Annotated in this window: 15 protein-coding genes; 1 reads left to right on the plus strand and 14 read right to left on the minus strand. The window is 35.6% G+C overall.

Translation table 11 applies throughout. The annotated features are described in order from the left end of the window. Window position 1 precedes the first annotated feature (1 nt). From RI845_RS14160 to RI845_RS14195, 8 genes are all read right to left on the minus strand, one after another. Window positions 2-1480 carry a type II and III secretion system protein family protein gene (locus RI845_RS14160; protein ID WP_348386815.1) on the minus strand — a complete coding sequence of 493 codons (1479 nt, stop codon included), beginning with the start codon at window positions 1478-1480 and terminating at the stop codon, window positions 2-4. Window positions 1481-1495: 15 nt separating this feature from the next. Then, a complete protein-coding gene (cpaB, locus tag RI845_RS14165) occupies window positions 1496-2311 on the minus strand; it encodes a Flp pilus assembly protein CpaB (RefSeq protein WP_348386816.1) in 816 nt (271 codons plus the stop codon). A gap of 40 nt (window positions 2312-2351) precedes the next feature. Further along, the gene (locus tag RI845_RS14170; RefSeq protein WP_348386817.1) at window positions 2352-3848 is read right to left on the minus strand and encodes an AAA family ATPase; all 1497 of its coding nucleotides are present in this window, start codon (window positions 3846-3848) and stop codon (window positions 2352-2354) included. 18 nt (window positions 3849-3866) lie between these two features. Beyond that, complete coding sequence (locus RI845_RS14175; RefSeq protein WP_348386818.1) at window positions 3867-4442, minus strand: A24 family peptidase; 576 nt, start codon at window positions 4440-4442, stop codon at window positions 3867-3869. Between the two features lie 31 nt (window positions 4443-4473). Further along, window positions 4474-4674, minus strand: a complete 201-nt coding sequence (locus RI845_RS14180; protein WP_348386819.1) for a Flp family type IVb pilin — start codon at window positions 4672-4674, stop codon at window positions 4474-4476. Window positions 4675-4685: 11 nt separating this feature from the next. Continuing rightward, window positions 4686-4883: a Flp family type IVb pilin gene (locus tag RI845_RS14185; protein WP_348386820.1), complete on the minus strand. Its 198-nt coding sequence runs from the start codon at window positions 4881-4883 to the stop codon at window positions 4686-4688. A gap of 121 nt (window positions 4884-5004) precedes the next feature. Continuing rightward, a complete protein-coding gene (locus tag RI845_RS14190; RefSeq protein ID WP_348386821.1) occupies window positions 5005-6606 on the minus strand; it encodes a L,D-transpeptidase family protein in 1602 nt (533 codons plus the stop codon). Then, window positions 6596-7474, minus strand: a complete 879-nt coding sequence (locus tag RI845_RS14195) for a helix-turn-helix domain-containing protein (RefSeq protein WP_348386822.1) — start codon at window positions 7472-7474, stop codon at window positions 6596-6598. Before RI845_RS14195 ends, RI845_RS14190 begins: the two co-directional genes overlap by 11 nt. Window positions 7475-7693: 219 nt before the next feature. Between RI845_RS14195 and RI845_RS14200 the strand changes: the two genes are divergently transcribed. Next, on the plus strand, window positions 7694-8425 hold the full coding sequence (locus RI845_RS14200; RefSeq protein WP_348386823.1) for a lipoprotein intramolecular transacylase Lit: 732 nt from the start codon (window positions 7694-7696) through the stop codon (window positions 8423-8425). On the opposite strand, the gene RI845_RS14205 is transcribed toward RI845_RS14200, so the two are convergent. The 6 genes from RI845_RS14205 to zapE form a co-directional block, all read right to left on the minus strand. Beyond that, complete coding sequence (locus RI845_RS14205; RefSeq protein ID WP_348386824.1) at window positions 8409-8801, minus strand: hypothetical protein; 393 nt, start codon at window positions 8799-8801, stop codon at window positions 8409-8411. The genes RI845_RS14200 and RI845_RS14205 overlap by 17 nt on opposite strands. Window positions 8802-8825: 24 nt before the next feature. Further along, window positions 8826-9335 carry a GNAT family N-acetyltransferase gene (locus RI845_RS14210; RefSeq protein ID WP_348386825.1) on the minus strand — a complete coding sequence of 170 codons (510 nt, stop codon included), beginning with the start codon at window positions 9333-9335 and terminating at the stop codon, window positions 8826-8828. 90 nt (window positions 9336-9425) lie between these two features. Continuing rightward, a complete protein-coding gene (locus tag RI845_RS14215; RefSeq protein ID WP_348386826.1) occupies window positions 9426-10118 on the minus strand; it encodes a DUF3299 domain-containing protein in 693 nt (230 codons plus the stop codon). Window positions 10119-10146: 28 nt separating this feature from the next. After that, window positions 10147-11616 carry an FtsX-like permease family protein gene (locus RI845_RS14220; RefSeq protein WP_348386827.1) on the minus strand — a complete coding sequence of 490 codons (1470 nt, stop codon included), beginning with the start codon at window positions 11614-11616 and terminating at the stop codon, window positions 10147-10149. Next, window positions 11616-12350 (minus strand): ABC transporter ATP-binding protein, encoded by a 735-nt coding sequence (locus tag RI845_RS14225; protein ID WP_348386828.1) that lies wholly within the window; start codon window positions 12348-12350, stop codon window positions 11616-11618. The genes RI845_RS14220 and RI845_RS14225 overlap by 1 nt, the downstream gene beginning before the upstream one ends. Window positions 12351-12495: 145 nt before the next feature. After that, complete coding sequence (gene zapE / locus RI845_RS14230) at window positions 12496-13653, minus strand: cell division protein ZapE (protein WP_348386829.1); 1158 nt, start codon at window positions 13651-13653, stop codon at window positions 12496-12498. Window positions 13654-13702 lie beyond the last annotated feature (49 nt).

Genomic DNA, 13702 nt, shown 5'->3' on the forward strand with positions numbered 1-13702 from the left:
TTTATCCCTCTTCACCTGTAGTTAAATCATGACCGTATTTTTGTTGTGTACCACCATTATCAGGAAGCATCTCATCATTTTGATCTTCAATTTGATTTGGCGAATTTGGTTCATCTTCAGGCTTTTCTCTTGGCGTCATTTTTCCCATTAAATAAAACTCCATATCAGAAACAGGTACAAAATTATCTGTTGGTAATTCCATACCTTTCTTATTAAATGGACGAACTAACCTAGGTGTAACCATTATCACCAACTCTGATTGCCCCTTAACAAATTCTTGACTACGAAATAGCTGACCTAAAATAGGAATGTCACCTAAACCAGGGATCTTATCGACACTTTCTCTTAAGGTATCGCTAATTAAACCGCCTATAGCGATTGTTTGTCCATCACCAAGCTCAACCGTTGTAGATGTTGTGCGTTTTATAATTGAAGGTACAACAAAAGATGAACCGGAGCCTTCAGGTGTAATGGTTAATGAACCCGAATTACTTAATTCACTTACTAAAACGTTGAGACTAAGGTTTATTTTTCCAGAATCTAAAATAGTAGGTACAAAACTTACCCCTACACCAAAGTCTCGGTATTGAACGCCAGTACCGGTATTACTTCCACCAGCAGTTGGAATTGGAACTTCACCACCTGATAAGAAATCTGCTTTTTGACCACTTAAAGCGGTAATATTAGGCTCGGCTAAAATTTTTGCTAAACCATGTTGCTTGGCTACATCAAATGCAAAATTTAGTAACATATCTCCATCTAAGTATGACCCAAAAAAACCACGCGAAATTGTAGGACTAATGCCTATTGCATCAAACAAGTCACCACCAGAAACAATACCACCAGAGCCATCTGTACCATCAAAGCGCAATAGCATTTTTGAGTCTAACCTACGAGCTACTTCACTTTGTACTTCTGCAACAGTAACTTCCAACATTACCTGTTGACCGCCGCCAACACTTAGCATATTTAATACTTCACTTGGTGCAGAACCACCAGTAGCCGCTTGAGCATAAGCTCGAGCCAATTCTAAGGCCATATTCATTTTGGTTAACGAAGAAGATTGGCCGCTAAGAACTAGTTGACCTTGCGAGCTTTCAACACCAATTTTTTCTTTAGGTAAATAATGATAGAAGCGCTCTCTTAACCCATTTAAGTCGTGAGATACTTCAAGGTTAAACAAATCAACAACCTTGTCGTTTTCATCCCAAATTATTACATTAGTGTGACCAAGTGTTTTACCTACAACATAAAGTTCGTCTTGGCGTAATACTAAAATATCTGCAATATCAGGGTTACCAATTGAAATACGGTGAATTGGGTGTTTCATTTTTAAATTTCTAGATTTAAAAATAGGAACTTTTATTGCATTTGCTTCTTTTTCCGTTGGACCACCAGCAACTGCATTATTGTTTATTACACTATTTAAAAAAATAGTTAACGTTAATACAAATAAGAGTCCTACATTATAATTTTTCATTGTTGTAGTCCTTGTTTAATTATTTGATACTTGCACGGATTCTTTATCAATACCGCGTATAATTTCAACTTTGTTTCGACCAGTTAAAGAATTAACCGCAACAGTTTGAGTTTCTATACTTGCCTCTGCGGCAGCTTGTTCAAACGCTTTATCATCCTGCTCGGGATCAAACAGTGCGACCTCAGCTTTATCATTAGGGTTTCTTAAGGCCAGTTGTAAACTACCTTTATTTTGTGCACTCATTAGCGTTTCAGCTTGTTCAAGAGTTACCTCTAACGTTACAGCTCGTACAATTTGTGGTTTGTTTTCATCGTTAGAGGCTCTTTGATCTACCGCTAATATTTTAATATTTGAAAGTACCACTTCAGTATTGGCTGCACTTTTACCGCGATAAGTAATTAAAATATCAACAGTGTTGCCAGGCAATATAAAACCAGATACGCCAACAACATCATTAACCCTTATTGAAACAGCACGCATATGAGGAGAGATTAAACTTGCTAATGAACTGCCTTCTCCTTTTTTGGCTATTCGCTTGGCATGAAGTAAATCGCCACTATATAGTTTGCTTTTAACAACCATACCTGTAGCATCTTCTAATTTAGTGATGGCGCCTTCTGGAACCATAGATTCAGGAATTGTTGTAAGAGAGATGTGCTTAGCTTCTATAATGCTTCCTGTTTGCAAAGAAGTATTAACAGTTACAACTTGTGCCTGACCAACTTTAACAGTTTGTGGTTGATTTTTATCAAGCCAATTTTTAGCAAGGAATACGGCTCCTAAACCAAAAACGATTGATAGTAATATAAATACAGCTACATTCTTGTTCACAAAATCTCCTTATTTGCTAAACATTATTAATCCGTACTACCTACTTAACGAAATAACTGTGCCAGGCAAAGTCTAATAATTCTTTTGTTATCGTAGATTCTAATTGTTTAAATTTAATTTGATCGCTGACAATAGAAAGCAAATCTCTAGGATAACAAGGAAGGAATTTTCGGTTATGCATTTGATGTAAATGTTCGACTAAATAATCAAATATCGACATCTCACACAATAAGTTATATTCAATACATTCTTTAAACCAAATGTCTTGATATAGCTCTTTGGTTAATTGTTCAAACTCTACTTTATAACCGAGTCTTCTTAAAAAAGCCTCATCGACTAAATCAGTTGGTGTTAAATTAGTCGAAAATAATAACAATAATTCAAATGGTAATTCAAAATGAAGGCCTGATTGCAAGGATAGAAAATCTCTACGCTCTTCTAGGGGAATTATCCAGCGATTAAATAACTCTTTGGGAGTAATTTTTTGTCGACCTAAATCATCTAATAATAAAATACCGTTATTAGCTTTTAGCTGTAATGGTGCTCGATATATTTTGGAAGCCTTATCATAACGAACTTCAAGCATTTCAGCCGAAAGCTCGCCGCCACTTACCACTAATGGACGTTTACATAACAGCCAACGTGGGTCGAAACTAGATGCTATTTTAAGTACATTTTCTTGTTTTGGCTGTTCTGACAATTGATGAATTTCGGGATCAAAAACTTGCACGATTTCATTATTTACCTCAATAGCATGAGGTACCAATACATCACCACCAAAGACTAAGTTTAAATGGCGACAAAAGAAACTTTTACCAGTACCCGCTGCACCGTAAATTAAAATTGGTTTAATAGAGTTTAACGATGGTCCTATCTTTTCAATAAGCTCATCCGAAAAGGTTAAATCAGAAAAAATTGAATTGATATCATCATTGGTAACTACTTGATCTCGACTTGTTTGCTTTAAACAAACATTAGTATATTGCTCTAATGGAATTGGGGCTGTACCTAAATAGCCATTTTTTAGAAGCGCTTTATCAGCTTGTAATTGACCAATAGAACTTAAAGAAAAACGCATTTGCTCACTTGTAGTTTGTGCTACATTTTCAACCCAAGATTTTGCCTTACAAATGTCGATTAGCTCTTGAATAATAGAACCACTAATACACAGTTTTGTGGATAATTCTTTTAATGTTAAAATACCCGCGTTTTGCAGATGCTTTAACATTAAATCTATTAATAATGTTGTAGATAAGCCTGTTTCTATGAGGCTTTGTGGTGTGGGTGCAATGGTTAGATAATCTAGCTCTTTTGATAAGCTTTCTTTTTCAGTGTTTACATTTTTTTGTACGGTTTCAGTCTTCTGTTCACCTTTTAACGGGAAGTCGATAGAACCATCTTCGAGTTTATTTTGATCACCATCTAGACTTGAACCTTGGATAAGTTCCTCACTTGAGTCATCTATTTCAGTTTTAACTTCAGCAACCTGATCAGTTTCTTTATCTGGTAACTTTTTATTAAATTTAAATAAATTCATTTTAATACCTTATAAAGCCTAAGAAAAAAATTGATATCTGAATGTTGAAATTGCCAGCATAACTTCATCACTTTGACTACATGCCCAAATCCAGCCTAACGCTAATGCAGGAGCATATGGAACTCTTAATTCAGCAACTTCTCCTGTACTTGGTTTAAAGTATTGCTTTAAATAAAAGCAATGATAATAACGAATCAAAGTTTGTTTTAAACCAGCCCAGCCACTTTTATTGATCCCTAAAAATATACTTATTATCCCGCCAAAAATAATTGCATAAGCAATTGACCATGCAATAAGTAGGGGACCGCATAGAGCTCCAATAGCCATCATAAGTTTTACGTCACCACCTCCTAATGCTTTTATATAAAATGCAGGGAATAGCAAAATAAATGCAAGTACAACTCCAAATAATAAATCTAAGCCACCTTGAAGCCTGTAAAATAAAAGTTGTAAAACTAAAGCAATAAATATGAAAACAAGGCAGAGAGAATTCGGGATTTTTTGATATTTCAAATCAAAATATAATGCTATAACAAGACAAACAATAGCTATTAAAAGCATTATAACTAAGCTTGTTGATGCATCTAGAATCATCCCGAACCCTCAATTAATTATACAATTTAGGTTAACTGCCATCACAGTTGGCTATCGAACCACTCACTGCATTGACAGCAGTATCTAAGCAATTAATACTATCAGTTGATGCATCGCCCAAATTAGAGAAAGCCCCCACTAAACCACCAACAACCAAACTTCCAGCAATTGCATATTCAACTGCAGTTAAACCACTTTCATCTTCAATAAAATTCTTAAGTATATTTTTCATTTTATGTCTCCTTAATTACATTCACCGCTGTTATCAGCATCAACAGCATTACAAATAGCCGTTATTTTATTCTCGGCAGAAGTACCTAACTGATCAAATGCTACAACCATACTACCAACAACTAATGCACCAGCTACTGCATACTCAACAGCAGTTAAACCACTTTCATCTTCGATAAACTCGGAGAATAAATTTTTTAAATTTCTCATCTGAAATGACTCCATTTTTATTTAATTCAGCTAGGAGAGCCGAATGTTGCTGCTCCTTGCCAGACTTGTTTCGTTAAACCTTATTAAAACTAAGTGTTTATTTAGGAAACGAATTAAAAGATTAGAAGTTATTTTGCGAAAGGGTTATCACAGGATTGCTATCTGTTGCATGAAATTGCGTTAGATATGAATTTTTATGATCAAGGTCGTAAATATCTGGTGATAAACGTAATTTTCCTTTCTCGTTTATCCAAGCGGTTTGATAAGTGATGTAAACTGGCAATGGCGTTTTAAGCGGTAGGTTTGTTGTTTTACCTGACTTAATAACTGTTTGCATCTTATTAAGGTGTGCTGAATTATCTGCTTTAAGCAGGTACTTTGCCAGTAAGCTCGCATCTTCCAATCTGATGCAGCCATGGCTTAAAGCTCGTTTACTTTGTCTAAATAATGACTTTATCGGCGTGTCATGTAAATACACTGAATAATTATTTGGAATGTTGAACCGATAATAACCTAATGCATTATTTTCACCGGCAGCCTGCACTAACCTGTAGGACTGCAACAACTTACTTATATTAAGCCCGGGATCATCAATTTCTCGAATTTCTATATTTTTCCAGTAACCTTTTACCAACTGGAAGTTCTTTCGTTTTAACGAAAGAAAGTCCTGTTTATACTCTGGAATTAGCTCATTATTAATAATATTACGAGTAGGTGTCCAAGTAGGGTTTAGGGTAACTCGGTTTATTTCGGTGACCATTTGTGGAGTTTGGTTTTCAACATCCCCGACTATCACTTTCATTTTTACAGTTTCATCACCATCTTCAATAACTGATAATTGATAACCTGGTATGTTCACCAATAAATACTTTTCTGGCGGCGTTTTAGGCAACGTAAACCAGCGCCATAAATTTACTTGTAGTTGTTTAATTCTTTTTTCTGGCCTCACTTTTAATGCTGCATAGGTATTAGGGCCAAGTTTTCCATCGGGCACTAAACCATGTCGAGATTGAAATTCTTTTAACGCTGCAACGACAACTGTGTCAAAAACATATAACCGAGTTTTTGTTTGAGCTTTTCTTGGCAAATCACCTAGTAGCGTTAATATTTGTCTAATGCCTTTAACCTGTTGGTGGCTTTGCCCTAACCTAGGTTTAAAGGTCACATCTAGTTGGGGCCATTGGTGTTGACTTAAAAAGCGATATTCTGAAATAGCCTTTCGTATGTGTGATATTTGATCGTATGCCGGAATTAACGACAATAAGAGTTCATCTGATGCATCTTCTACAATAGCATTTAATAGCTCATTTTTAGCATTAACAGCCTGCTTGTAATGGTTAGCTGATACTTGAATGAGTTGTAAAAAACCTTTGGTTAATACTCTATCATGTTGCTCAAATTGCTGATTTTTAAGATCGTTAACTTTAGTTTTACTATGCCAACCTAAGTCTGCAAGTAGTCGATGTAATGACAAACCAGATAGGGTTAACCCTTGTTCATCAAACCACAGCAACTGCCTATTACTGTGTTTAATTAAATACTGATAAGGACTTTCTCCAATGGGTAGCTGGCTAGTTTGAATAGCTACGGTATGTTTATTGTTTGTGATTTCAGCTGATTGTGGATTTGCACATACACTACCAGTTAAAAGCAAAAATGCCAGAAATGCTGGCTTTAATAGTGGCTTCACACAAAAAGAAATACAACTTGAATTAGCCCACACTTTCTCTGCCCTTGGTAAGGTTTATATTTTCTTGTTGGACATTAGCCATATTAGGAATTAACTCTGAACGTAACCGCTGATATCGAACATAAGTCGAGCTTTGCTTTAACTCTCTGTTACCTTGTGAATAAGAGTTTGGCGTTATATTAAAGTGCTCTTTGAAGCTTCGGCAAAAGTGTGATGGATTTGAAAAACCCATTTGATAAGCAATAGTTGTAACAGAATTCTCGCTATCGCTAAGTAGGCGTTCACTTTCTTCAAGTTTTCGACAAAGTAAATAATGACTATAAGTTAGTCCACATAAATCTTTAAACATATGGCATAAGCGACTAGGGCTTAAGTGAATGTCGTGAGATAAGTCTTGCAAAGATGGACCTTTGGCAAAGTCTCTTTCAATGATATTAAGTAGCGAAGATATTGGATTTTCTCTACTAACTTGTGAACAATGCTTTTGTTGCTGTTTTTCTATGCTTTCTGTAAAACAGTTAATTTCTGTTTTATTTTTCAGCGTACACACTAAGCTATGTTTGTCTTGCTCAGAAAATGGAAAAAGAAATAAATCATCAACACCAAGGTGTAACGATTGATGTAATAAGGGAATAGAGACAGCAGTTGTCACCACAAAAAGTAAGCTGTTGCTGTATTGGTTTCTAATATATTCAATATTGTGCAAATGAGTGGCACTAGTGTAATCCATTAAATAGATAATAGCGCTTGGTAGATTTGAGTACTGTTCCAACTCGTCCATAGAGTTGAGAGAGTCTGACTCACAAAATGGGCTTAGCTCTTCCTTACAGTGTTTTGTTAACACTTGATCAAATGAAACTAAAAGCAATAAGTCTGCTTTTTTATTGTTATTAAAAACCATAAATAATCCCTTTACATCCCTTAGGTTATTACAGCAAATCTCTATTGCTTAATATTTAATCTAGGATTGATAAAAGGATCTGTCAAATTTGTAGGTATAATAAACTTAGTAAGTTTGTGGGTATTAAAGACTATAAAACCGACTATTATGGATATTTTTTTGCTAACATATTAAAAAGTAAGGAATTGCCCTTTAATTTTATCATTAAGATATATTTTTATGAAAAATTTAGTTACATCTTTCTGGCTGATATTTTGTATTTCAGTTCTTCTGTTCTCTTTTGGACTCAGCTGGCAAGTAAATAAAAGCGTAAATTTTACCTACCCGATGTGGTATCAGGTATTAAATATTGATGCACATATAAGTAAATATGCCCCACAAAATAAATATAACAAACAAGATTTTGTAAACACAAATAAAAGTCAACATATTGATTTATTTGAGCAAGTAGTCGTATCAATAAACAATCAGGGTGAAAATCTTGACAATATTAGCTACCAAATAAAAAACAAAAGCAAACCACTTTTTACTCAAAGTGAAGTAATACACCTGCAAGATGTAAGTAATTTGGTCGATACTCTTAGGCTGGTTTGGCTTGTAAATTTACTGCCTTTAATCCTTTTAAGTTTGTTATACATACAAAAAAGATTGTATATGCCTAGTACGAAACTAAAAGTTAAAACGCTCATTGTTAGTGTTTTAGTGATAATTTCTAGCTTTGCAATATTCGGATTTAAGAAGATCTTCTATTATTTGCACACGGCTGTCTTCCCTGATGATCATCAATGGTTCTTTTATTATCAAGAATCCTTAATGAGTACGTTTATGAAAGCACCGGACTTATTTGCAGCAATAGGTGTTAATTTATTAATAGTAGCAGTGATAATATTCAGCTGCTGTTATTACTTCATTAATATACAATCGATAAAAAATTCTACTCTAAATCAATAGTACGAATAGCCAGTTTTAAAAACTCAATTCGCTCACCTAAATGGCTTTGCGCTTGGCTACCTGTATAAGCACTTTGATCGGCTTGTAATCTCAGTACTAACCAACCTCTAACCATTAAATAATAACGTTGATCCCAGCCTATAGCTGTAACTTTATGAATGGAGTTAGGATCGCCTGGGTTATTTAGCGCTTCTTGAATAGCGAGTATTTGTTTGCCAAGTTTTAGTGCCTCTAAGTCTTGTTCAGATAATGTCATTGCAGCGGTTTTAATCTCTTCATTTGTTGCCTTTTGATCGGCATTAACCGGTATGGATAAAACAAAACACATTGAAATGATTCCACTAAGTACGGAGGGTAAAAATTTAGTCGTTTTCATTGTTGAGACCTTAAAGCTTCGATACTAGCTAACAAATTGATATAAATTACTTTCTTGCTCCATGCCTTCTAATTGTAGTTGTCTATCAAAAACAAAACCCAGTTTTAATAATAAAGCACGAGAGGCGGGATTATCCAGAGCAGTTATCGCCAACACTGTTTTTAGTTGTTTATCTTGCACTTCGTAATCTAAAACAGCCTTCGCCGACTCATAGCCATAGCCTTTACCGCTATATTGTTCTAGAAAAGCAAAACCAATATCAGGCTCAGGTAATGTATCTCTTTTTAATAGACCACACATGCCAATCGGTGTATTCGAGCCTTTTAAACAGACAATATGCAAGGCAAAACCATAGTCGGTATACATTTGTTGCGGACCAGTTTTTATATAGCTTAGTGCATCATCAAGAGTTCGAACGTTTTTATCTCCAATGTTTTCAATAAAACTATCTTCATTTAATAGCACTAAAATAAAAGCAGCATCATCTTCGTTTACGAATCTAATGATTAAATTTTTTGTTTGTAAAAGGCTCAATTTATTTTTGTTCTCTTTTTAAATAACAATGCCGCTTTCAATAAACTTAAAAGCGGCATTTACATGTTCTACTTAGCTGTTTCTTTGTCTCTATTTATTAGGTTCAATAAATTCAACATTTTCCACAGTTAACGTATAGCTTGTTGGAATTTGTTTCGCGCCATCAACTAAGTTTAATTCTGGTGATACTAATTCACTTTTCATCAGACCATTCACTTTAATAGCGGTAAACATGCCTAATGACGGCGGCTCAACCGGTGTTTGCAATTTAGCATAAACAATTTGGTTTGGCGCCGGTGGAGGCTCATGAATACAGGCACCTACATAAGGAACCAATAAGAACTCTTTGATCTTTTTCCCTTCAAATTCTAGCGGTAATAAAAAGCCTGACATTTCAATATTCTGGTTATCTAAAGCGGGATTGGTCGATTGAAACTCTATCTCGCGCTGAGTAATTATCTCTTCTCTGATTTTAAACATCGAGTCTATATCAATGCCTTGCTCAGTTAACGTTTTACGAGAATCATCAGCCAACTTTTTTGAAGCATCATCAATTTCTTGACCACTAGCAATAATATCATCAACAATGGCAACTTGTTGTAGCATACGAATTTGTTCAATTTCTAGGTTTTCAAAAGGGTTTTCTATTTCTTTAGTTTGTACGTGCTCATTTAATGTTGACCAGTCTATTTTCTTACTATCAGTTGATTTCACATCGTTGGCAAATACCGTGGTACTAAGCAAAATGGCTACTGCAGAAAACAGGGAAAAAATATTCTTCATTTCAAAACCTTAATTAAAAATATTGAGACTAACTTCGAATTGACATGCCGTCAGATAACGCATATCGATAAATTTGCATACTTGGGATCAAACTAATCAGTACCCCGGCCACGCCAACAAGAGCAAGTAATGTTAGCTCTTGCGATGATGGTAAACCTAACTCTAAGTAAATACCAAAGCTATTGAGAATAAAAGGTTTTATTAAAAATAAAATCAGATATAAACAGCCAATACCTAACGTTAACCCCGATAAAATAATAGCCAACGCTTCTCCCATCATTAATGAGAAAATATGGCCTGGTCGCGCACCAATAGCTCTAAGTATAGCCATTTCTCGTCGGCGCTGATTTAAACTGTTTAATAAAATAATAAGCATAGACGCTAAGCTAATAACCACCACCATCAAAGATACGGCAAATAAGGTCTTCTCAACAATAGATAACACCGACCACAGCTCCAATAAAGCAACTCCTGGCATTATCGCCATCAATGGCTCTGCACTATATTTATTAACGACTTGCATCATGGTTAGCGCTTGTGGGCGCTCATTCAAGCCAAGGTAAAAGCCGGTAATGGTGTCGGCACTATGGTCATGAACGTGATGATCAACTGCAACAAAACTGTCACTATGAATACCATGTTCATCATCAGCATGTGAGTCATGTGGTTCTAGTTTATGATGGTCATGTTCACTTGCGTCATGCGCATGGTTTTCTTCATGTTCATGTGCATCATGACCGTGAGCATGCTTTTCTTGATGTTGGTGATTATCATTTGATGCCAATACCGCTTTTTTAGCAGCTTTGCTTTTTTCAGATAATCCAAAAGTTAAAAATGGGTCATGGCCAACAGCCATGCTTTTTTGATCGCTATGTAAAGAATCAATACCTTCCAGGCTGATAAAAACAGTTCTATCTATTGGCGTTGCTGTTGGCGCTAAAATGCCAGATATTACAAACGGTTGTTTATCGTGATAGATATAGCTGTCTGCGCCGCCATGGGCAATAATAATTTCGTCACCAACGCTATACTTCAACGATTTTGCAACTTCATTGCCTATCACTACATCGGTTAACTCTACAAACCATTCTCCCTGTACTGTCGAAAGAGGTTGCTTGCTACCGTATTTATAATGGTTATAAAAGTCATTCGTTGTGCCCATCACTTTGTAACCCTTATGGGAGTCACCTAATGAAAATGGGATTGACCATTTAACGGTATTATTACTGGCAATTTCTTCATAAGATTCATACTTTATGCCATTTGTTGCTGTGCCCATTTGAAAAACAGACGACAATAGCAAATTAACGGAACTGGTTCTCGAACCAACTATCAAGTCTGTTCCTGAGATAGTATTGGTAAAGCTGTCTTTTGCTTGTACGCGCACTTTTTCAATGGCAATTAATAACGCCACACTTAAAGCAATCGAAAATATGGTAAGAAATACAGTCGCTTTACGGTTTCTAAAACTTTTCAGAGCTAAATTTGCAATCGCCATTACAATGCTCCTTCCGTAGAAATTGTCACCTGGTCTTTCTGATCTTCCAACGTTGCACGGTTAAGCATAACGGTACGATCAAAATCTTCAGTTAAGCGAGTATCGTGACTAACAAAAACCAACGTTGAGCCAGCAATATTACATTCTTTAAAGAGTAATTCTAAAAAGCTGTGACAACGGTCGGCATCTAAAGACGATGTTGGTTCATCGGCAATAATTATTTCTGGCGCTCCCATTAACGCACGAGCAGCGGCAACACGTTGCTGTTGACCAATACTCAACTCATTAACAGGCTTATGCAGTAAATTAGCGTCTCCCATATCTAAATGCGAAAGTAGTCTTAATGCTTCAGCTTCTAGGGTTGGGGAATTATTTAATGCACGTTTTTTACGTAAAGGTGAAAAATTACACGATAATAAAACGTTTTCAATAGTAGTAAGGTATGGGATCAAATTAAACATTTGGAAAATAACGCCAATGTGGTCCGCTCTGAATTGGTCACGTTTGGTTGCCGACATTTTAGTTAAGTCTTGCCCTAACATATTTAGCTGACCAGAATTAGCTGAAATAACGCCACACAATAAACTTAACAGAGTCGTTTTACCGCTGCCGCTGGGGCCTCGTAAAAAAAGTTTCTCACCTCTGTGAACGGTAAATTTGTCGATGTTAAATTCAAAATCGGCTTGTTCATGCCAAGCAAATTTTAAATCACAAATATCGATAATATCAGACACGCACTAACCACCTTGAATAAGCTTATTGGTTAAAATAAATAGGCTAACTACTTAAAAGTATTCATATCAGTATAAAACCATAGTCATTACTCTTAAAGCAAGTAAGCTTTTGTTATGTATTGTTACTTTATTTTTACAATTAATTTTAAATAGGCTGTGGATAGTGCTCGCTTTGCATTTCTATCAACCTCGATTCACAACGAGCAAATTCAAAACTCAGCTTTTGACCTTCATATAAATTTAAAATATCAACGTCACTGCTAATAAACAGTTCAATATTTTGATCATAAAACTCATCTACCAACGCAATAAATCGTCTAGCTTCATCATCTTTTGAATGCATTCCTGTAAATATATTCTCATCGCGTTTATAACCCTCTTCTGTACCAGAAACGACATGTTCAATCGTTTTTCCTGAAAACTGAGGAACATTTGCAACAAATACAACAGCAAATTGCTTTGCTAAGGCGATGTAATCTAGTTGACTACGAGCACCTTTACACAGCACGGAAAAATCAAAGAAAATACAGTTACCAGACTTGCCCAGATATGCTAACTCTCTCGAATGTACCTCAATTACGCCGGGTTGCATTGCTTGCTTTGTGCGTTGGTAAAAGGCTGTTTCTAAAAAGTTTTTAGACGCTGCTAACGGGTAGATGTAACGAGCATACTTTTGTTGATGCAAACGATGATCTTTTTCACCATTAACACTCACAACCTGACAGTACTTATTGAGTAAGTCTATGGTTGGCAAAAACCTTTGTCGTTGTAAGCCATTACGATATAACTGCTCAGGCATGCAATTAGATGTAGTAACAAGCACAACGCCCTGATTAAACAGCTCAGTAAATAAGCCAGACAAAATCATGGCATCACCAATATCGCTTACAAAAAATTCATCGAAGCACAGTACATCAATTTCATTTGCCAAGTGTTTAGCTATGACTGATAACGGATTAACTTGACCTACACGTTCGGTTAACTGTTGATGGGTTTGCGCCATAAAGTGATGAAAATGCATACGTTGTTTTCTTGATGTGGACAAGTTTTGATAAAACAAGTCCATCATCATGGTTTTACCCCGCCCTACTTTACCCCATAAATAAATCCCCTTTAAGGGTTTATTTTGAGAGAATTTTTTCAGCCAAGCAGAGTTACTTAATCGTGATTTCAATGATGTTTTAGGCTGCGCGGTTAAATGCTGACTTAACAAGTCCAGCGCAGTTATGGCGTTGTTTTGTGCACTATCAAAGTTCAACTGACCGTCATTAATTAACTGCTGATATTGCTGACTTAACGACATAAATAGTGGGCTGCTTTATATTGATAATTATTGTTAATTGCTTTTCATA

It is taken from the genome of Thalassotalea nanhaiensis (assembly GCF_031583575.1).
In the GTDB taxonomy this organism is placed as follows: Bacteria; Pseudomonadota; Gammaproteobacteria; order Enterobacterales; family Alteromonadaceae; genus Thalassotalea_A; species Thalassotalea_A nanhaiensis.